The organism is Mesorhizobium sp. P2_C7, assembly GCF_056404515.1.
This window is the reverse complement of record NZ_JBFUDW010000013.1, coordinates 177,772-198,067: the sequence shown is the minus strand read 5'-3', so window position 1 is coordinate 198,067 and position 20,296 is coordinate 177,772. Positions and strand designations below refer to the sequence as shown.

Genomic DNA, 20,296 nt, shown 5'->3' with positions numbered 1-20,296 from the left:
CGGCGGCGACGCGAATGCTGTCAGGCGGCGATGGTGATGATCGCGCCGGTCTTGAGCGCGGCCACGAGCGCTTGCGCATCGACCTGCGAGGCGCAGATCTCGCCCGGCCGCTCGGCCTCGTCAGCGCCGTTGAACGAGATGACGACATGGCCCATTTCCAGCACCTTGCTCCAGGCGCTGGAACCGACCGCGGTAATAGTCGCGGCAACCGGGCCAAGGGTGATCGACGCGCCCTTTTGCGGCGCGCCGTCGCTGGGTCCGTGCTCCGTCTTGTGGAGCACGGAAACCTCGGCAAGCTCCGGCGGCGAGCCATCCGCAAACAGGATGACCACGCCCCCTTCGGCAAGATCCGCCACTTCGGGTCCGATGGCAGTGACCCGTGTTCTCAACAGAACCGTCATATGGCGAACCTCATTTCCTAACTTCTCTAAGAGCGATTCACTGTTTCACGAAAACGGCGAACCGCTCTATCCCTTTGTTTGGCGGAATTCCGGACGGAAAACCGTCTCACACTTTTCCTGGAACTGTTTCAGAATACGATCAGGCTGACGATCCAGGCGATCAGCACCGAGACCGGGCCCATGATCTGGCGGCTGATGAGTACTGCCGGAACACCGATCTCGATCGTCTTCGGTTTGGCCTCACCGAGCGCCAGGCCGACGGGAACGAAGTCGCAGCCCACCTGGGTATTGTAGGCAAACAGCGCCGGCAGTGCCATTGCCGGCGAAATCGTGCCGTTGGCGATCTGCGGACCGATGATGGCAACGCCGATGACCTGTGCAATGACCGCGCCTGGCCCGAGGATGGGCGACAGGAACGGCAGGCCGCAGATCGCCGAGATGATCAGCAGGCCGACGATGTTGTTGGCCAGCGGACCCATCGGCTGCGCCAGCACATCACCGATGCCGGTGTAGAGGATCAGACCGATGAGCATGGTCACGAAGGCCATGAACGGCAGCACGTTGCGCACGACCTGGTCGATGGTACGGCGCCCGGCATTGAAGAAGATGCCGACGACACGGCCCATGACGCGGCCGATCGAGCTGATCAGGCTGATCACGCCGCCCTCGCTCGGCAGCGGTTGCGGCGCCGCCGCCGCGTTGTTATTGCCTGGATTCATCGATCCTGCTCCCCCTGCAGTGGTGACCGCTTCGGATCCGTCCGCCATCGTGATGTTGGCCGGCTTCACGCCCGAAACGTAGATGTCCTCGGTGATGAACTGGGCGAGCGGCCCAGACTGGCCGACCGGCGTCAGATTGACGGTCGGGATACGCTTGCGCGGATAGACGCCGCACCGTGCGGTGCCACCGCAGTCGACGACGACAACCGCCATCTCGCTTTCGATCGGCGGCGCCTTGAAGCCGTCGACGGCTTCGGCGCCCGTCATATCGGCAATGAGCTGCGCCACCGGATGAATCCCGCCACCGGTGACGGAAACAACCTTGCTGCGCTGTTCGGTCGGCTCGATCACCAGCGGACCGCCCCAACCGGTTTTGCCCCGGGAGATTTGTACGGCTTTGTATGTCTTGGCCATGATGTCCTCCCCGCCCTTACAGCTCGACGCCCTGGCGGCGTGCCATGATGGCAGTGATGCGTTCGGTCAGCATGCCCTTGAGCAGGATGACGACGAGGCCGACGATGGCATACCAGATCGCCACCTTGACGTGATAGCCGGCGACGACGGCGCCCTTCTTCTCCAGTTCCAGCAGCGCGACCAGAATGCCACCCCAGACGAAATACTCGCCGGGATTGATGTGCGGGAACAGGCCGAGCGGCGGGTGCACATAGGACACGGCCGCGTCATAGAAGGCGGGCTTGTGCTTCTCTTCCAGGAACGATCCGAACGTATAGGCCATCGGATTGGTGAGGAAGAACACCGCCAGCAGCGGCAGCAGCGTGTAGCGGGTCAGCGCGATCCTGCCGGCGCCGCGCGCCAGGCCGTGCACGCGCTCTTCGCCGACCAGTTCGGTGACTGCGTAGAAGGCCGTCATCAGCACCACCAGCGTCGGAATGATGCCGGTGACGAAGCCGGCGAAGACCTCGCCGCCCTTCTGGAAAATACCGATGAAATACTTGCCGATGGCGGTCAGCCAGCCGAGCTGCTCTTCCTGCTGGACTTCCTTCAGCTTTTCCTTGAACTGATCGACGGTGATCGGTCCGCTGTCCGCCTGTGCGAGGACAACGAGATGGTCGGAGGCATGCTCTACCGCGAGCTTGCCATGCAATGCAGCATCCGAGACCATGGCACCTGCGACATGCAGATTGTTCACGGCCATGTCGGCATGCTGCGCCAACAACGAAAATACAGACATTTCTCCTCCTTATGCCGCCCGCCGGTTGATCCCAGTCGGTGCGCGGCGTCCTCTCTCTAAGCCCTTGCTACGTTCAAACCGGACAGGCCCGGCTTCTTCCCCGGCTCCGACCGTGTCTTGTCGATCTGTTCGATCGCCCGCTTCACGGCCTCGGCCACACCGGGTTCCCCCTCCCCCATGATTGCAGGGTTGGACCGGACTCGATCGAGGGGAACGCCCTCGAATTCTTCATGTCTCTTGAACTTGGTGAACACGGAACGGCCGCTCATCACCATCAGGCGGCGCACGACCAGGTCAGGCGTCACCACGACCAGCGCGATGGTGCCCTTGGCCAATCGACCGCGAAAATTGCCGGCTCCGACGAAGCCATCCTTGTACTGGTCGGTGACACCCCTGAAGACATCCGAATAGTGCCGCATCTGCAGCCAGACGCCGAGCGACTGCAGCGCCCAGACAATAACCAGCAGAAGCAGTCCCCACTGCCAAATCGCCATTCGGTTCTCCTCCCGAAGCCTGTGTTGAACCGCACCTTGGACCGACACGTGACAACAGCAAAGTGAGAACATTTGTTTCCGCGAATGTCAATATGTATGATATTGGGCGTGACCTCGGTCATCCACAGGCCGTCAACCGATTTCGGCGGCGGCGCCGTTGTGCTAGCCTGGCTGGGAACAGGATACGAGAAACATGGATCTGCCCTTCAGGGACGAATTGGCGCTGATGCCCGACCTTCGCCACCGGTTGCGGCAGTTGCGCTGGTTCCGCGCCACCTTCCGCGGCAGCGCCAAGGTGGTGTCGGACACGTTCGGCGTGCGCTTTGAAATCGATGAAGCGAAGCTCACTAGGGCCTTTCTCGACTGGGTCGAGGTCATGGAGGCGCAGAAAGGCTTCGCCGCGGTCGACCGCGCCGACTTCATCGTCTTTGCCGCCGGCCTCGTTTTGCGCGAACTGATCAGGCAGGCGCCGGCACGGGAAATCTCCGGCCTCAGCCAGTTGATTGAAACGGATTCGAATGCCGGCACGCTGGAAATCATCCGTTTCTGGCCGGAAGGGTTCCTCTACACCAACTACTGCGTCTCGGTGATCTCGGCGATCCACGAGCAGGAATTCGGCAATGCGCCAAGCATCGACAAATGCGCCGACGACCTGCGCACATGGTGGTCCTATCGCGAGAACGTGACCGAGATGCCAGCCTACGCAGTGGCTTTCCTCGACCGCTTTCTCGGCGCCGAACCGAACTGGATCACGCCCGATCGCGCGCAGTCCCGGCAGGCCATGCAACGGGCACTCGGATCCGCGCGTGCCAGCGATGCCATCCGCCGGCTTTGATTGCCCCTCGGTTTCGAGCCTCCAGGCATGCGGCTGTCAAAGCAAGCGCACTATTGAACATCTGACTTTTTGCCGATAGCGATGTGCGAAATCGACTCGGGAGAAAAGCGCGTGGCGCGATCAAGGCCTATCATTTTCGATTGCGACGGCGTTCTTGTCGACAGCGAGCCTCTGGCCGCCCGCGCTTATGAACGCGTCTATGACAAGCATGGCATGCCTGGGGTTCACGGCGGTATCATCGCCCAATGCATCGGTATGAAGCAGTCCGACATCATCGCCAAGATCAGGGATTTGACCGGTCACCAGTTTCCGGCGGCTGCGGACGGCGACATCTGGGCCGAGACCAAGATCCTGTTTTCGCAGGAGTTGAAGCCGACCCCCGGCATCACCGCGTTTCTGGAGACGCTTTCGGGCGACCGCTGTGTCGCCTCGTCATCCTCCGTCGAGCGCATAAACCACAGCCTGACTGTGACCGAACTGGCGCGGTTTTTCGGCGATGCGATCTACAGTTCCTCGATGGTCAAACGCGGCAAGCCCGCGCCTGATATCTTCCTGTTCGCCGCCGACAAGATGAGCGCCGAGCCGGCAGACTGCATCGTCATCGAGGATTCGCCCTTCGGGATAGAGGGCGCGGTCGCCGCAGGCATGACGGCTATCGGCTACACCGGTGGCGGCCATACCTATGCGGAGCACGGCGCGCGACTGACAGCGGCAGGTGCCGATTTCATCTGCAGCGATTGGCAAGAAGTTAGCCGGCAACTGGCCGGGCTCGGTGTGCCGGCCTAATCTATCAGCGCACAGGCAGTCCGAGGCGAACCCATTCGCTGGGCGGGATCGCCGGCCCGACGCGGAAGGTGAAGGACAAGACCCTCGTCGCATCGGTGTCGACCTGGCACCGGAAGCCCAGATGGTACCATTTCGTCGTTGCGCGGAAAGCGACATCCGGGGCGTCGAGGACATTGCCCACCTTCAGCGGAACACTTGGGATCAGGTCGGGGAAATAAGAGGCATCCACCAGTTGCTGCTGCAACGCGCTGGCGCAAAGTTGGGCAATACGCTTCTCGCGAGGCACCCCGCCCATTGCGCTTGTAGCCAGCGCATCGCCGGTAGCGCCCTGCGAGTAGAGCCTGTGAACCCCCGGAAGACCCGAATAAGCCCGCGAAGCACTAGCGGCGGTATCCGTGGAATTTGGCCTCCCGGCGCTCTCGCTTCGGGACTTGGAGACCTTCGCAGGGCCAGGCTTCGGCGCATTTGCGGGTTTGGGCTTCGGCGCTTCGGTTGACGTGGGAAGCTCGATCTCGCCGTCGCCGTCGGCAGCCAAAGGTGGTGGCGCCGCTTCTGTCTGCTTGTCGGGTTCGTTCGCTCCCGCCTCCTGTTTGTCCGCCTGCTGTTTATCCATATCCTGGGTTGGAGCTGCCTGTTTCTCCTGTTCGGGCTCGGCGTCCTTCGCAGCGTCCACCGGCTTTTCGCCGACCTTGGTTGAATCTGGCCGCCCCTCGGCGACCGCCGGCGTGGTGGATTGGTTCTCTGCAGGCTTCGGCACGACAAGCGGCTTCGAATCGTCCTCCTTGGCCGGCGACGGCGAGGTGTCTTGAGCGCTGGCACCATCCAGGGATTTCCTGGGACCGGTGTCCTTGTCGCCAAACTGGAAAACCGGCTTCAGGACCTCGACTTTCGAGGGCCTTTCCGGCGCAGGTGGTTTTTCTGCTTTCGGTTCCGGCGGTTTTTCAACCTTCGGTTCCGGTGGCTTCGGAGGCGGCACCGGAGCAGGTTTCGGTTTTGGTTGCTCGGGCGGAGGCACGAGCGCGACATTGACCGCCTGCTCCTCTTGCGGCTGTTGGGGAGGCCTAGGCACGTTGTAGACCACGAGCGCTGCGACGAGCGCGTGCAGGATCAGCGATGCGGGCAAGGCCCACAACAAACTCCGGCGCCGGTCTCGTGTCTCGTCCTTCATTCCTTCCGATGTGGAATGAAAAAGCGGCGGCTTCAAGCACAGGCACTGTATTGGCGCCGTTTAGCCCCTGATAGCTTGTCGATTTGGATCACCACACCCAGGGCAGCCCGGCCAAGGCGCTGGGGCGGCTCAATGAGCGGCTACCCACGATCCGATCCATCAAGACCGGAGATCAGCCAGTTCGCCGCCGCCAGGATGGGTGCCGATCCGGCCGACTGCATCGTCATCGAGGATTCGTCCTTCGGCAGCCAGGGCGCGGTTGCCGCCGGCCTGACGGCGGCTGGTGCCGATTTCGTCTGCGCGGACTGGCAAGAAATGGCCGGCAATTGTCCTTTTGGCGTACCGGCCTAATTTAGCGGATACTTAGTGAATCCACGGCTGGCCCATTCGCCAGGCGGGACTAATGACCCCACACGGAAGTTGAAAGATAGGACCCTCGTCGCATCGGCGTCGACTTCACATCGGAAGTTTAGATCGTACCAAGTGCTTCTGGTGCTGAAGGCCGCTTGAGTAGGGTTGAGAACATTACCTTTGTCCAGCGTGATGGTTGGCACCCATTTGACCGAATAGTCGGCACTTTGCAGTTCCTGGCTCAGAACATTGCCGCAAAGGGTGGCCACGCGCTGACCGCGCGGCACATTCTCCATGGAGCTTGTGGCGAAGGCATTGCCGGTTGCCCCCTGCGAGTAAAGCTTTCTGACGCCCGGAAGGCCGGAATAGATTGGCGATCCTGCAACATCGTTGTTGGTGGGATTTGACCTTCCAGCATTCCCGATCGGCGCTTTGAAGGCTCTTGCGGGTTTGAACGTCAACGTCTTGGCAGGTTTGGGCCTTGCCTTTCCATTTAAGGCTGGAGGGGCTGGCTTACCACCAGTCTCAGCCGCCAATGGCTTTGGCGTCACAACCGCTTGCTTTTCGGCGGGTTGCGGTGCGAGCTCCTGTTTGTCCGGCTGCTGTCTGTCAGCGTCCTCGGTCGCCTGCTTCTCCTCGTTTTGCGCAGGTTTGGCGTCCGGCGCGGCGGCCTCCTGCTTTTCCTCGCCTTGCGCGGGCTTTTCGTCCGGCGCAACGGTGGCCGGCTTCTCGTCAGGCTTGCTGGGCTCTGCCTTCTGCTGTGGCGTTGCAGCCGGGGCGGGCTGTGTCGGCGCGGGTGTCGGTGTTATGGGCGGCTTCGCCGCCTCATCCTTGGCCGGTGATGGCGTGTTGGGTTTAGCGCTGCTTCCGTCGAGCGATTTCTCCGGTCCCGTATCTTTCTGGCCGTACTGGAAAACGCGCTTCAGAACATGCTCGTCTGGCGGTTTCGGGGGCTCCGGAGGCGGCTTTTGTTCAGGCGGCTTTTCAGCCTTCTTTTCAGGTGTCGGCTCCGGTGGCTTTGGAGCAGGTTTCTGCTTAGGCTTCTCGGGCGGCGGCACAATCGCGACATTGACGGGCTGTTCCTGCTGATCCGGCTGCTGCTCGGATCTCGGCACGCCAAAGAACAAGAACGCTGCGATCAAGGCATGCAGGATCAGCGATGCCGCCAAGGCCCATCGCCAATTGCGAAACCACTCTCGTATCTTGCCGTTCATTGCGCCCGATGTGGAATGAAAAAGCGGCGGCTTCAAGCACAGGCACTGTATTGGCGCAATTTAGCCGCTGACAGGTTGGTGATCTCGATGACCGGCGCAACAGCTGGCGGCGAGACCGGTGCGGCCTTTTCCCAACCCGCCGAGCAGGTCGAGCATCATCATGATGCCGCCCCCGTCGCCGGGATGAGCCATCCAGATCGTATCCGCAGACGCGACTGCGAGCCGCGCTCCAGCACCACCGGATCGGGCTGTTCGAAATGCAAGGTCAGGTCGGGGTTGGCGGAAGGCGCAAATTCGATGCGCGCCGAGCCGCCTTGGTAGATCACCCGCTTGACGAGGCCATCGAAGCCGGGACCGTCCGGCACCACCTCGAGATCGGCTGCCCGGCAGCAGATCTTTGCGCCGGCGCGCGGCCGCTCGCCGGTCCGGCAGCGAACGACCAGCTCGGTGCCGAGAACCCTGACCTTGCAGTGCCTGGCCTGCTCTGAGCTGAGCACATCGGCGGGAAGCAAGATACCTTGCGAAATGAAGGATGCCATCATTTCATTTGCCGGCTCATGATACAGTTGGCGCGGCGTCGCCAACTGCACCAGGCGTCCATGATCCATCACCGCGATGCGGTCGGCCAGCGCCATCGCTTCGGCCTGGTCATGGGTGATGTAGACGATGGTGGTGCCCGTGCGCTTGTGAAAGGCGGCGAACTCATCCTCCATCGAGGCTCTCAGATGCACGTCCAGATTGGCGAGCGGCTCGTCGAACAGCACCAGCGACGGCGCGGCGACAAGGCAGCGCGCCAGCGCCACCCGCTGACGCTGGCCACCGGAGAGATTGGCCGGCCTGCGGTCGCCCAGCCCCTGCAGATTGACCAAAGCAAGCGCGTCCTCGACCTTCTGGCGCGCAGCAGCCTTGTTGAGCTTTGCCACCTTGAGCGAATAGCCGATGTTCTCGGCGACCGTCATGTGCGGCCACAGCGCATAGTTCTGGAAGACGATGCCGACGCGCCGCTTTTCCGGCGCAACGCTGCCGCCCGTGCCCGACATGACCTCATTGCCGATGCGGATCTCGCCTGACGTCACCTTCTCGAACCCGGCGACGAGGCGCAGTAACGTCGTCTTGCCGCAGCCGGAGGGGCCGAGCACGGCCAGGAATTCGCCGTCGCCGACATCGATCGATACGTCCTTGACCGCGTCGAAGTCGGCAAAACTCTTGGTCACATGGTCCAGGGTCAATCGCGCCATGGCAGCACTCCGCCTGGAAGGTGTGTGGCAAGCAGATTGGTCGCTAGCATCAGCACGAAGGTCACCGCCACGGTGATGACGGACATCGCCGCCGCGTAGTTGGAATCGCCACCCTGCTCGAAGGAAAACATCACCACGCCGATCGTCTCCGAGCCCGACGACCACAGCAGCACTGACACGGTGAGCTCGCTGAGCGCCGTCATGAATATCAGCAGGCCGCCGGCGATCGCCGCAGGCGCCACCAGCGGAAAGATGATCGTGCGCATGCGCAGGAACAGCCCGGCACCTGCCACCTGGGCCGCTTCCTCCAGCGCCCGGTCGATCTGGTGATAGCCGCTGATGGTCGGCCGCAGCGCCAGCACCAGGAAGCGGGCGAGGTAGGCATAGAGGATGATCCAGACGGTGTTGTAGAGCTGGATACCGGTGAGTGGGATCGGCCGCAGGAACAGGAGCAGCGAGGCGATCGCCAGCACCACGCCGGGCAAGGCATAAGGCAGTTCGACCGACAGGTTGAGCAGCCGCACCCAGCGCTGCTTGCTCCAGGCAATGAGGTAGCCGATCGGCACGGCGACGACGACCGCGAAGAAGGCCGCCGCGATCGACAGCCAGAAGCTGTTGAAGAAGGCGCGGCTGGCCGCGTCATGCTCGAACAGCACGAAGCGATAATTGTCGAGCGTTGCCGTCCTGGCGGTGAGAGCAATGCCGTAGCCCGGCACCAGCGACGTCAGCAGCAGCCCGAACAATGGCAGGGACAGCACCGCCACGATCAGCAGCCACATGCCGGCCTGGACGCCAGGTCGCCAGCGGCCGAGCTCGTAGGGCTCGGCCGGCAGCGACGTCGAGCTGATGCGATAATCGCGGCGGCGGCTCACGACCTCCTGCGCGAGAATGCCAGCCATGGCGATGATACCGATCAACACTGACAGGAACGCGGTTTCGCCGAGCACCGCAGGGCCGCCGCCGGCCAGGCGCTGATAGATCAGCGTCGGCAGCACGAGATAATTGGCGGGAATGCCGAGAAAGGCAGGGATGCCGAAATTGCCGACACAGGACACGAAGGCAAGTGCCGCGGCCGCCATGATCGACGGCGTCATCAAAGGCAGCACGATGGTGACCAGCACGGTGAACCAGCCGGCGCCGCCGGCGCGCGCCGCCTCGACCAGTTCGCGCGGCAGTTTGCGCAGGCCGGCGCGCACCAGCAGGAAGACCAGCGGGCCGTATTGCACGCCGAGCAGCAGGATGATGCCCGAGGTGGAATAGAGCGGATTTCTGGTGCCGAGCGGCGGTGCCGCACCGAACAGCTTGAGGAACGGACTTGCCGGACCGAACAGTTGCAGCCAGGCGAGCGCGGTCACCTGCGGCGCGATTATCAATGGCATGACGTAGCAGAGCACCAGCGCACTGCGGCCGCGTATGTCGGTCAGCGTGATGAGGAGAGCCACCAGCGTTCCCGACAGCACCGCAAGCAAGGTGCCGCCAATACCGACGACCAGCGTGTGCCAGGTCGCGATCCAGGTCGCCGGGCTTCTCAATCCGGCCTCTATCGCCATGCCGGACCAGGTGCCGCCGGGTGCGACGATCTCCTTGAAGAGACGCAGCACCGGCAGCAAGGAAAGCAGGGCGATCACGACAGCTACCGCCGCCGTCAGGGCCATTTCCTGGCCCCGGCTTTCCCTGATCCGTGTGGACATGATTGCGTTTCCTGGGATCTGTCAGCGGTCCGGGATGCCGCTTTCAACGGCATCCCGCCGCGATTGTCGGGCTCAGCCGCCGAACAGTTCCGAGAACTTCGCCTTGTCGGCGTCGGTGGTGGCCACGATGGCCTTGGTGTCGAACGGCATTACCTTGACGTTGACGCCATCCGGCATCCATTCGGGACGGCCGACCGAGGCGCGTGCCGGCAGATACCCCATCGACAGCGCCAGCTTCTGGCCTTCGTCGGAAAGAATGAAGTCGACGAACTTCTTGGCGCCGTCAACATTCTTGGCGGTCTTCATGATCGCGACCGGTTCGGTCACCGCCGGCACGCCTTCGCTAGGGAACACGAATTCGACCGGCGAACCCTTCCTCTTGGCGTTCATCGCCATGAAGTCGACCAGGATGCCATAGGGCTTCTCGCCGCTCGCCACCGACTTCAGCACAGCGCCGTTGCCACGGACGCTGACGGTGTTGTTGGTCTTCAGCTTCTGGAAGAAATCCCAGCCATAATTGGTGTCACCGACGAAGCCGGAGAGCAGGTAGGCGGCCGCACCCGAATAGAGCGGGCTCGGCATGACCAGGCCGTCGGCATAGGCCGGCTTGGCGAGATCGGCCCAATGCGCGGGCTTTTCAGCCGCCGCGGTGTTGTAGACAATGCCGGTGGTGATCAGCTTGCTGCCGAAATAGGTCTTGCCGGCGTCATAGGCATCAGCCTCGATGCCATCCAGCTTTGCCTCGGGATAGGGGAGCAGCCGGTCGTCCTTCTTCAACAGCTCCATGCTGACCGCGTCGGCGATCAAAAGCACGTCGGGCTGCGGGCTGCCAGCGGCGAATTCGGCTGCCATCTTGGTCAGGATGTCACTCGTTCCCGAACGATAGATGGTCACGTCGATACCGGGCTGCGCCTTTTTGAAGGCATCCACGGTCTTGGCCGCATCGGCTTCCGGTTGGGATGTGTAGAGCGTCAGCGTTTCAGCACCGGCCACGCCGGCAAACAAAGTTGCCGCGAGTGCAAGCTGGCTGGCCAGCAGCTTGATGAATAGCGTCTTCATGAGACCTCCTGTCTGTCTGTGCATGAGCGGTCCGGCGCCTTGGCCGGTTCCCGTCTCCCCTCCCTGCACGGCGCATATGACTGGTGGATGACAGTGCGCATGCCCGGCCCGATCAGGCAACGGCTTCGCGCGGAATGCTCTCACAGCACAACAACACCGGCCCGCGGAACCAGTGTTCCACGAGCCTCATGGCCGCCCCTGGGGCGGCTGCGATCCTTCGGGGCACCGAAGCTTTCGTGCGTCGACCGGCCTAGACCAGCATGCCCATCGGGTTCTCGATCAGGTGTTTGAAGGCAACCAGCAATTCGGCCCCCAGCGCACCGTCGACGGCGCGATGGTCGGTCGACAGCGTCACCGACATGACGGTAGCGATTTTGATCTCGCCATTCTTGACAACCGCCCGCTCCTCGCCGGCGCCGACCGCCAGGATCGTCGCATGCGGTGGGTTGATGACGGCGGCAAAGTCCTTGATGCCGAACATGCCGAGGTTCGATACAGCCGTGGTGCCGCCCTGATACTCTTCCGGCTTCAACTTGCGGCTGCGCGCCCGGCTGGCTAGGTCCTTCATCTCGTTGGAGATGGTGGACAGCGTCTTTTCGTCCGCCTTGCGGATGATCGGCGTGATCAGGCCGCCSGGGATCGACACCGCAACGCCGACATCGGCATRCTTGTGCTTGACCATGGCGCTTTCGGTCCAYGACGCATTGGCATCCGGCACCGCCTTCAGCGCCAGCGCCATTGCCTTGATCACCATGTCGTTGACCGACAGCTTGTAGGCCGGCACGTCACCCTTCTCGGTCTTCTTGACTGGCGCTGCCGCATTGATCTGCGTGCGCAGCGCCAGCAGCGCATCGAGTTCGCAGTCGAGCGTCAGGTAGAAATGCGGGATGGTGGTCTTGGCCTCGACCAGGCGGCGCGCGATGGTCTTGCGCATATTGTCATGCGGGACGAGTTCGTAGGAGCCTTGCTCGAACAGTTTCAGCACCTGCTCGTCCGACATCGCCTTCACCGGCGCGGCGGCAGCAGCCGGAGCCGCTGGTACCCCTGCGGGCGCTGCCTTGGCAGCAGGCTTGGCGCCGCCACCGGCAATCGCCGCATCGACGTCGGCTTTCACCACGCGGCCATGCGGGCCGGTGCCTGCAATGGTGGAGAGTGCAAGACCCGCCTCACGGGCAAGACGACGAGCCAAGGGTGTTGCGCGCGCAACCGAAGGCGATTTGCCGATCTCCCCCTTTGGGGAGGAGATGCCCGGCAGGACAGAGGGGGGCGCGACAGGTTGAGACGCAGGCGGGACATCGCCTCCCTCTGTCGGCTTCGTCGATATCTCTCCCTCAAGGAGGGAGATCGGCGCCTTGTCGCCGTAGGCTTCGCCATCGGCATAGATCCAGGCGACAGCCGCGCCGACAGGAATGTCGATCCCCTCCTTGCCAGTGACATCGCGCAAGGTGCCGCTGGCCGGCGCATCGATCTCCATCGCCGCCTTATCGGTCTCGATCTCGAATAGCACATCGCCCTTCTTGACGCTGGCGCCTTCCTCGGCGAACCAGCGCGAGATCTGTCCGGTCGCCATGTCCATGTCGACCTTGGGAAGAATGACTTCGGTCGGCATCGATCAGCGAACCCCTCTCACGAGGTCGCGCGCAGCCGCGATGATGTCGGGAACTTGCGGCACAACAGCCTTTTCCAGCTCAGGATTGTAGGGGATCGGCGTCTCCGCCCCGCCCAGCCGCACGATCGGCGCATCGAGGTAATCGAACGCCTCGCTCTCGGCGATCATCGCGCTGACCTCGGCGCCGATGCCCAGCGTCTTGACCGCTTCGTAGACGCACATCAACCGCGACGTCTTCTTGACGCTGTCGATGACGGTCTGCTTGTCCATCGGCCGGATGGTCCGGAGATCGATGACTTCGATGTCGATGCCTTCGGCTTCCAGCGCCGCCGCGGCGTCAAGCGCCTTGTGCACCATGATCGAGGTGGCGACGATGGTCAGGTCGCGTCCCTCGCGGCGGACGTCGGCCTTGCCTATCGGCACTGTGTAGTAGCCTTCGGGCACCGGGCCCTTCATCTTGTAGAGCAGCTTGTGCTCGAAGATCATCACCGGATCGGGATCGGCGACTGCGGCCAGCAGCATGCCCTTGGCATCGTATGGCGTCGCCGGCTGGATGACCTTGAGGCCCGGCACATGGCCGAGCCAGGCCTCGAGGCTCTGGCTGTGCTGGGCTGCGGCACCTGTGCCGGAGCCGGCGGGAAAGCGCATCACCACCGGAACCGATACCTCGCCGCCGAGCATGAAGCGCATCTTGGCCGCCTGGTTGACGATCTGCTCCATGGCGAGCGTGGCGAAATCGGAAAACTGGAACTCGAAGATCGGCCGCATGCCGGTGAGGGCGGCGCCGACCGCCACGCCCGCGCCACCCAGTTCCGAAATCGGCGTGTCGATCACCCGCTCGGTGCCGAACCGATCGACCAGATCGCCGGTCACCTGGAAGGCGCCGCCATAGACGCCGATATCCTCGCCCATCAGGAAGACGCGTTCGTCCATGCCCATGGCGATCGCCATGGCTTCCTGGATCGCCTGGGCGTAGCTCAGTTCACGCGCCATCGCGTCCATCACGCCTGCTCCGTATAGACATAATTGCCGGTGTCGCGCACATTCGGCGACGGGCTCGCCTTGGCGAACTCGATGCCGTCGGCGATCTCCTGTGCCACCGCGCCGCGAATGGCCTCGATGCCCTTGTCGTCGATGAAGCCGAATTCGCGCAGCTCGCTTTCGAACAGGGTGATCGGATCGCGGTTCGACATCCAGTCCTCGATCTCCTCCTTGCTTCGATAGCGGTTGCGGTCGCTCTTGGAATGGCCGCGATGGCGATAGGTCTTGGATTCGATCAGCGTCGGCCCCTCGCCGGCGCGTGCACGCTCGACAGCCTTGCAGGACGCCTCGGCGACCTCCGAAAAAATGTTGCCGTTGACGATGACACCCGGCATCGAATACGCGGCGGCGCGCTCGGCGATGTTCTTGACGGCGGTCGAGCGCGCCGTCGAAGTCGACATGCCGTAGCCGTTGTTCTCGCAGACGAAGATCACCGGCAGCTTCCAGACCGAGGCCATGTTCAACGCCTCGTGGAATGCGCCTTCATTGTTGGCGCCATCGCCGAAGAACGACACCACGACCTTTCCGGTCTTCATCATCTTGGCGGAAAGTGCTGCCCCAACGGCGATCGGAATGCCGCCGCCGACGATGCCATTGGCGCCGAGATTGCCCTTTCCGACATCGGCGATGTGCATCGAGCCGCCACGGCCCTTGCAGTAGCCGGTGGTCTTGCCGAAGAACTCGGCGAACATGCGCTTGACCTCGGCGCCCTTGGCGATGCAGTGGCCGTGGCCGCGATGCGTCGACGTTATCTGGTCATCCTCGGCAAGCGGCATGCAGATGCCCATGGCGCTGGCTTCCTGGCCGATCGACAAATGCATTGTGCCGTGGATGAGGCCGCGCGTGTAGCAGTCCTCCGCGCCCTCTTCGAAGCGCCGGATGAGGTACATCTTGTAGAGCACATTTCTGAGCTGCTCGGCGCTGTACTGTCGATAGACGAAGGGCAGGTTGGCGCGACTGTCGGCGACGGCTTTGCTGGCTCCGGCCATGGTCAGGCTCCCACGGACCCGTAGACGAGCTTGTCCTGGCGGGCACGCAATTCGGCGATCTTGGAGCCCGGCGCGGGAGCGGCATTCGCATAGGTGATGAGCTCGCCCTTCTTGATCGGGTGGGTCACCGAGCCGCCTTGCAGCAGGCCGCAGGGAATGGCCTTGGCGGCGCGCGCCTCCGGCGCCATCATGATCCAGGCGCGGTAGCAATATTCGCCGATCGCATCGAGCTTCTCACCCGGCTTCATATCCTTCTTGGCCACCGCGCAGACTTCGGCCGTCGGCTTGGCCAGCGGGACCATGTCCGCCTTGCCGTAGAGCACGACGCGGGCGCAGGTCAGCGGCACTTCGAGCGAGGTCAAATGATAGGGGCGGTGGAAGGTGAAATACGGGCCCTTGCCCATCTTCAGATCTTCCATGCGCTCCGAAATGCGCGGGTGCGACATGTCGGCGACGACGAAGACGCCAGGCGCGACACCTTTGCCGATCGAGTAGTCGACGACGCCGACCTTCGACAGCACGCCGCCGTCCTTTTGCGGCACCAGGACCTTGGACAGCTCGCCAAGCGTCGCCGCCGGGCCGTGCATGCCGGGCTTGTCGGGAACCAGCCCAGTGGCATTGGCGATCGCCGCCATCTCGACCATGGTCTTGGAGCCATCGACGAATTCGACCAGCATGCGCACATTCATATGCCGGCGCTCGGCCTCCTCCTCATAGTCGGGGGGCGTGGCGTCGATGTTGAGCGGATTGTTCTTGCCTTTGCCGGCGGCGACGATCGGATGGCCCATCGCCGAGACGAACTCGATCAGCTCCATGCAGGACGACGGCTCGTCGCCGGCACCCAGCGAATAGGTGACGCCAAGCCTGTCGGCCTCGCTTTTCAGATAGGCGCCGATGGTGACGTCGGCCTCGACATTCATCATCACCAGATGCTTGCCATGCTCCATGGCGCGCAGGCCGATTTCGGCGCCGACCGCCGGAACGCCGGTGGCGTCGATGACGACATCGATCAGGTCATTGTCGATGACCAGGCTGGCATCGTTGGTGACCGCGACCTTGCCGGCCTCCATCGCCGCCGTCATCGCTGACGCGTTCGACACTTCGCGCGCATGGCCGGTTTGCTGGAAGGCGATATCCACCGCCTTGCTGGCGGCGGGCAGGTTCAGTTCGGAAATGGCGCCGATCTCGATGCCGGACATATGGGCGACGCGGGTGACGATATCGGTTCCCATCTCGCCGGAGCCGATCAGGCCGATACGGATGGGCTTGCCCGACCTGGCGCGTTCCTCGAGATCGCGGGCAAGGCCCGTCAACGAAACATTGGAAGCCATACCGCTCGTTCCTCCCATAATGCAGGTTATTCAATCGCCTGACCGGTATTGAACATATGTATTTCTGTCAAGACTAATGTGCACATCAGTTGCTTTGTGGCGCACCATTGTGGAGGCTCCGCGTGACCCAAAACAGCCCACCAACGCGAGGGTCGCGCAGCGGTTGCGCAGACCACACACTGGCACGGCTGCGTGCTTCCCGGCACACGGATTCTGGGTAGCTCGTCCACTGGTCGTGGCGATCGCTGCGCCAGGCCTCTCGACGGTTCAGGCTATAGAGCCGGCGGCACCGGGAAATCGTGGAAATGCACGATCACCCCATCCGCATCGATCAAGATCACGGCATAGGCTGGCGGCTCGTGGCCGAGGCTCCAGCTCTGCGAGAAATCCAGCGCGGTCTGATGATTGGTGCTGCGCAGCGTGCTGACGGGAATGCCGCGCCAGCTGCCGGCGATCAGCCGGTGGACGTGTCCGGCAAAGATGTGGCGGACATTGCCGTGGCGCAGCAGTACCTCATGCAAGGCATCGGCATCGGCGAGCATGACACGGTCGAGCTCGGGGATGTGTATCCGGAACGGCGGATGGTGCATGAACAGGAAGACCGGCCGATCTCGGGCCTCTTGCAGTTGCTCATCGAGCCAGTCGAGACGCGCTGCACACAGTTTGCCTTCGACATGGCCGCTATCCAACGTATCGAGCAGGATCAGGCGGCCTTCGCTGCTGTCGACGACGCTTTGGACGAAGCCGGGCTCGGCGGTGGCTTGCGGGAACATCTCGAGAAACAGCGCCCGGTCGTCATGGTTGCCAAGCATCAGCCGGCAGGGCGGACCGAATTTTGTCAGACTCTCACTCAGCGCGGCATAGGCGGGGCGCTCGCCGTCATTGGTCAGGTCGCCGGAAATCACCACCAGATCAGCGTCGGCATGGTTGGCGCCGATGTCGGTAAGGCAGGCTTGCAACCTGGAGAGCGGATTGGAGCCGTACAGAAGACCGCCCGGCGTCATCAGATGCGGATCGGATATCTGGATGACTTTCATGGGCCTAACCGGGATGCCTCGTGCTGGCGGCTTTCCGGTTGAATCCTGGCGGCACCAGCCGGCAAACGAAACGCCTTGACCATCCTCTACTGCGCAGTCCAGCCGCCGTCCATCGGCAGGGTCGTGCCGGTGATCTGCTTGGCTGAGTCCGAGCACAGGAACAGCGTCAATGCCGCAAGCTCGTCGACGGTCACAAATTCCTTGGTCGGCTGCGCCGCCAGCAACACGTCGTGCTTGACGTGTTCCTCGGTCATGCCGCGCGCTTTCATCGTATCGGGAATCTGCTTTTCGACCAGCGGCGTCCAGACATAGCCCGGCGCGATCGCATTGACCGTGATGCCGTCAAGCGCTGTCTCGAGAGCCACCGTCTTGGTCAGGCCCGCAATGCCGTGCTTGGCCGACACATAGGCCGACTTGAACGGCGAAGCGACCAGCGCATGCGCGGAGGCCGTGTTGATGATGCGGCCCCATTTGCGCGCCTTCATGCCGGGCACCGCCGCCTTGATCGCGTAGAAGGCGGCGAGCAGGTTGATGCGGATGATGGCTTCCCATTTGTCGTCCGGGAAGTCCTCGATCGGCGCGACATGCTGGATGCCGGCATTGTTGACCAGGATATCGAGACTGCCGAACGCGGCCTCGGCCTCATGCACCATGGCGCTCACCGCCGCGCCGTCCATCATGTTGGCATCGGAGTAGCGGCACTTGACGCCGAAATCCTTCTCGATGCCGGCGCGCTCCTGTTCGATTGCCGCGGCATCCCCCAGCCCGTTGATGGTGACGTTTGCGCCTTCGGCGGCAAAGGCGCGGGCTATTGCCAGGCCGATACCGCTGGTCGAGCCGGTGACGAGGGCATTCTTCGAAGACAGGGAACCCATGGTGATCTCGCGCGAGGTGGGAGGGAACATGACATATAATTGTGCATCGCAGCATGACAATGGCAGAGCCATGTGTCGATGCGATTACAACCTTGCGACAACGCCGGAGCATGGCTCCTGTCCCTTCGAAACCGTTGTCGCCGGGATGACACGGCACTGTCATGGTGCCGTGCAACATAATCGGTTGCGCATTCGCGCGGTCATTCCTGACGAAATTTTGCCTGTAAAAGACCTTTGGGGGTGCAGCTTGGAAATCGCCGATGTCGTGAAGCGCGCCTATGCGATGCCGCTGACCAATCCGTCCTTCCCTCCGGGGCCGTATCGTTTCTTCGATCGCGAATACGTCATCATCACCTACCGCACGACGCGCGAGGCGCTCGAGGCCGTCGTGCCGGCGCCGCTGGAGATCGATGAGCCGCTGGTCAAGTACGAATTCATCCGCATGCCTGATTCAACTGGCTTCGGCGACTATACCGAGACCGGCCAGGTGATCCCGGTGCGCTACAAAGGCCAGCACGGCGGCTACGTTCATTCGATGTATCTCGACGACGACGCGCCGATCGCCGGCGGGCGTGAACTGTGGGGATTTCCCAAGAAGCTGGCCAGCCCCAAGATCGTGCATGAGGGCGAAGTGGTGGTCGGCACGCTGCACTATGGCAGCGTTCTGTGCGCCACCGGCACCATGGGTTACAAGCACCGGGAGGCCGATCACGATTCCGTGCTTGCCTCGCTGGCTGCTCCCAACTTCCTGGTCAAGATCATCCCACATGTCGACGGCACGCCGCGCATCTGCGAGCTGGTCCGCTACTATCTTACCGATATCACGCTGAAGGAGGCATGGACGGCGCCCGCGGCGCTCGATCTGCGGCCCCATGTCATGGCCGACGTGGCGAAGTTGCCAGTGCTCGACATCGTATCCGCTGTTCATTTCACCGCCGATCTGACGCTCGGGCTGGGCGAGGTGGTTTACGACTACCTTGCTGATCGCGACCCCTCCGAGATTAGCGCAACCCAGCCGGAGAAAATTCGTGCTTGAACGCAATCGCAAGAAGGAGGCCACCGCCACCATCGAGGAAATCTCGGCGCAGTATGACCGCATCGCGCTGGTGTTTCAGGGTGGCGGCGCGCTCGGCGCCTATCAGGCCGGGGTCTATCAGGCACTGGCCGACGCCGGCTGCGAACCGAGTTGGCTTTCCGGCGTATCGATCGGCGCCATCAATGCGGCGATCATCGCCGGCAATGAATCAAGCCGCCGCCTGCAGCGGCTCGAGCAATTCTGGCAGACGATCTCGGGCCGGAAGATCTGGGCCTATACGCCGGAAGGCGACATCTACCGCGACATCCGCAACCGCACCAGTTCGTGGATGACGATGACCATGGGCCAGCCCGGCTTCTTCAAGCCGCGCAATCCCAATCCCTGGTTCGAACAGCCGGGAGCCGAAGGCGCCACCAGCTTCTATGACACGGCCGAATTGAAGGAGACGCTGGAAAGCCTGATCGACTTCGATATCCTCAACGACGGCAAGAAGCGGCTGAGCGTCGGCGCGGTCAATGTCAGGACCGGCAACTTCGTCTATTTCGACACCGAGAAAGTGCGCATCGAACCGGAGCACATCATGGCCAGCGGCGCGCTGCCGCCGGCCTTCCCGTCGATCCGCATCGAGGGCGAATACTACTGGGACGGTGGCATCGTCTCCAACACGCCGCTGCAATACCTGCTCGACCAGGAGGAAGACCGCTCATCGCTGGTGTTCCAGGTCGACCTGTTCAGCGCGCGCGGCACCTTGCCACGCGGCATGGCCGACGTGCTGTCGCGGCACAAGGACATCATGTATTCCAGCCGCACGCGCCAGAACACCGACAATTTCCAGCGCATCCATGCGCTGAAGATGAAGCTGCTCGAGGCGCTGAAGCGCGTGCCCGCCGAACTGTTGAAGGATGGCGAAAAAGAGCTTATCGAGGACTATTCGCAGGCAGGCGTCGTCAACATCGTCCACCTGATCTACCAGCACAAAGGCTATGAGGGTCACGCCAAGGACTACGAATTCTCCGGCACCTCGATGCGTGAGCACTGGGAGATGGGGCTGGAGGACACGCAGCGCACGCTGCGCCATCGCCAGTGGCTGACCCTGCCGACCAATGTCGAGGGCGTCGCCATCCACGATCTGCACCGCGAGGACCCGACCTGAGGTCATTGCTGCGCCTTCCTCTGACGAGGCGCACGCCAAATTACACAGTTTTGCGGACCAAGGCCTTCAGCCGCGTT

Annotated in this window: 19 protein-coding genes and 1 pseudogene; 5 read left to right on the top strand and 15 right to left on the bottom strand. The window is 62.8% G+C overall.

The genetic code is table 11. The features are described 5' to 3' along the window. Positions 1-20 precede the first annotated feature (20 nt). The 4 genes from AC1D2G_RS25310 to AC1D2G_RS25295 form a co-directional block, all read right to left on the bottom strand. Positions 21-401 carry a PTS glucitol/sorbitol transporter subunit IIA gene (locus tag AC1D2G_RS25310; protein WP_477417384.1) on the bottom strand — a complete coding sequence of 127 codons (381 nt, stop codon included), beginning with the start codon at positions 399-401 and terminating at the stop codon, positions 21-23. A 128-nt stretch (positions 402-529) separates the two neighbouring features. After that, positions 530-1,534, bottom strand: coding sequence for a PTS glucitol/sorbitol transporter subunit IIB (srlE, locus tag AC1D2G_RS25305; RefSeq protein ID WP_477417382.1), 1,005 nt, complete (start codon positions 1,532-1,534; stop codon positions 530-532). 16 nt (positions 1,535-1,550) lie between these two features. Continuing rightward, positions 1,551-2,312 carry a PTS glucitol/sorbitol transporter subunit IIC gene (srlA, locus tag AC1D2G_RS25300; protein WP_457151134.1) on the bottom strand — a complete coding sequence of 254 codons (762 nt, stop codon included), beginning with the start codon at positions 2,310-2,312 and terminating at the stop codon, positions 1,551-1,553. 56 nt (positions 2,313-2,368) lie between these two features. Beyond that, positions 2,369-2,806: a transcriptional regulator GutM gene (locus AC1D2G_RS25295; RefSeq protein ID WP_184875950.1), complete on the bottom strand. Its 438-nt coding sequence runs from the start codon at positions 2,804-2,806 to the stop codon at positions 2,369-2,371. Positions 2,807-2,999: 193 nt separating this feature from the next. Here AC1D2G_RS25295 and AC1D2G_RS25290 point away from each other — a divergent pair, with 193 nt between their 5' ends. Both AC1D2G_RS25290 and AC1D2G_RS25285 read left to right on the top strand, forming a co-directional pair. Further along, positions 3,000-3,641: a hypothetical protein gene (locus AC1D2G_RS25290; RefSeq protein WP_477299875.1), complete on the top strand. Its 642-nt coding sequence runs from the start codon at positions 3,000-3,002 to the stop codon at positions 3,639-3,641. A 111-nt stretch (positions 3,642-3,752) separates the two neighbouring features. Beyond that, positions 3,753-4,427 (top strand): HAD family hydrolase, encoded by a 675-nt coding sequence (locus tag AC1D2G_RS25285; protein ID WP_457151137.1) that lies wholly within the window; start codon positions 3,753-3,755, stop codon positions 4,425-4,427. Positions 4,428-4,431: 4 nt separating this feature from the next. On the opposite strand, the gene AC1D2G_RS25280 is transcribed toward AC1D2G_RS25285, so the two are convergent. Beyond that, positions 4,432-5,595 carry a DUF930 domain-containing protein gene (locus AC1D2G_RS25280; protein ID WP_477417379.1) on the bottom strand — a complete coding sequence of 388 codons (1,164 nt, stop codon included), beginning with the start codon at positions 5,593-5,595 and terminating at the stop codon, positions 4,432-4,434. A 174-nt stretch (positions 5,596-5,769) separates the two neighbouring features. Here AC1D2G_RS25280 and AC1D2G_RS25275 point away from each other — a divergent pair. Next, positions 5,770-5,946: pseudogene (locus tag AC1D2G_RS25275) on the top strand (HAD family hydrolase); the annotation flags it as partial. Here AC1D2G_RS25275 and AC1D2G_RS25270 read toward each other — a convergent pair. From AC1D2G_RS25270 to AC1D2G_RS25225, 10 genes are all read right to left on the bottom strand, one after another. Further along, positions 5,943-7,160, bottom strand: coding sequence for a DUF930 domain-containing protein (locus tag AC1D2G_RS25270; RefSeq protein WP_477417377.1), 1,218 nt, complete (start codon positions 7,158-7,160; stop codon positions 5,943-5,945). The pseudogene AC1D2G_RS25275 and the gene AC1D2G_RS25270 overlap by 4 nt on opposite strands. Before the next feature lie 158 nt (positions 7,161-7,318). After that, complete coding sequence (locus AC1D2G_RS25265) at positions 7,319-8,398, bottom strand: ABC transporter ATP-binding protein (RefSeq protein ID WP_477417375.1); 1,080 nt, start codon at positions 8,396-8,398, stop codon at positions 7,319-7,321. After that, positions 8,386-10,089 (bottom strand): ABC transporter permease, encoded by a 1,704-nt coding sequence (locus AC1D2G_RS25260; protein ID WP_477417373.1) that lies wholly within the window; start codon positions 10,087-10,089, stop codon positions 8,386-8,388. The genes AC1D2G_RS25265 and AC1D2G_RS25260 overlap by 13 nt, the downstream gene beginning before the upstream one ends. Positions 10,090-10,161: 72 nt before the next feature. Then, on the bottom strand, positions 10,162-11,148 hold the full coding sequence (locus AC1D2G_RS25255; RefSeq protein ID WP_477417371.1) for an ABC transporter substrate-binding protein: 987 nt from the start codon (positions 11,146-11,148) through the stop codon (positions 10,162-10,164). 250 nt (positions 11,149-11,398) lie between these two features. After that, the gene (locus AC1D2G_RS25250; protein WP_477417369.1) at positions 11,399-12,757 is read right to left on the bottom strand and encodes a pyruvate dehydrogenase complex dihydrolipoamide acetyltransferase; all 1,359 of its coding nucleotides are present in this window, start codon (positions 12,755-12,757) and stop codon (positions 11,399-11,401) included. Positions 12,758-12,760: 3 nt separating this feature from the next. Continuing rightward, positions 12,761-13,759 carry an alpha-ketoacid dehydrogenase subunit beta gene (locus AC1D2G_RS25245; protein WP_477417367.1) on the bottom strand — a complete coding sequence of 333 codons (999 nt, stop codon included), beginning with the start codon at positions 13,757-13,759 and terminating at the stop codon, positions 12,761-12,763. Further along, positions 13,759-14,787, bottom strand: coding sequence for a thiamine pyrophosphate-dependent dehydrogenase E1 component subunit alpha (locus AC1D2G_RS25240; protein ID WP_477417365.1), 1,029 nt, complete (start codon positions 14,785-14,787; stop codon positions 13,759-13,761). The genes AC1D2G_RS25245 and AC1D2G_RS25240 overlap by 1 nt, the downstream gene beginning before the upstream one ends. Before the next feature lie 2 nt (positions 14,788-14,789). After that, the gene (locus AC1D2G_RS25235) at positions 14,790-16,118 is read right to left on the bottom strand and encodes an NAD(P)H-dependent oxidoreductase (protein ID WP_477417363.1); all 1,329 of its coding nucleotides are present in this window, start codon (positions 16,116-16,118) and stop codon (positions 14,790-14,792) included. 272 nt (positions 16,119-16,390) lie between these two features. Next, complete coding sequence (locus AC1D2G_RS25230; RefSeq protein WP_477417362.1) at positions 16,391-17,155, bottom strand: phosphodiesterase; 765 nt, start codon at positions 17,153-17,155, stop codon at positions 16,391-16,393. A gap of 86 nt (positions 17,156-17,241) precedes the next feature. After that, entirely contained in the window at positions 17,242-18,030 is a 789-nt protein-coding gene (locus AC1D2G_RS25225; protein WP_477417360.1) for a 3-hydroxybutyrate dehydrogenase, read from the bottom strand. Between the two features lie 247 nt (positions 18,031-18,277). On the opposite strand from AC1D2G_RS25225, the gene AC1D2G_RS25220 reads away from it, so the two are divergent. Together AC1D2G_RS25220 and AC1D2G_RS25215 are read left to right on the top strand one after the other, a co-directional pair. Further along, positions 18,278-19,066 carry an acetoacetate decarboxylase gene (locus tag AC1D2G_RS25220; protein WP_477417358.1) on the top strand — a complete coding sequence of 263 codons (789 nt, stop codon included), beginning with the start codon at positions 18,278-18,280 and terminating at the stop codon, positions 19,064-19,066. Next, positions 19,059-20,219 (top strand): patatin-like phospholipase family protein, encoded by a 1,161-nt coding sequence (locus tag AC1D2G_RS25215; RefSeq protein ID WP_477417356.1) that lies wholly within the window; start codon positions 19,059-19,061, stop codon positions 20,217-20,219. The genes AC1D2G_RS25220 and AC1D2G_RS25215 overlap by 8 nt, the downstream gene beginning before the upstream one ends. Positions 20,220-20,296: the final 77 nt, after the last annotated feature.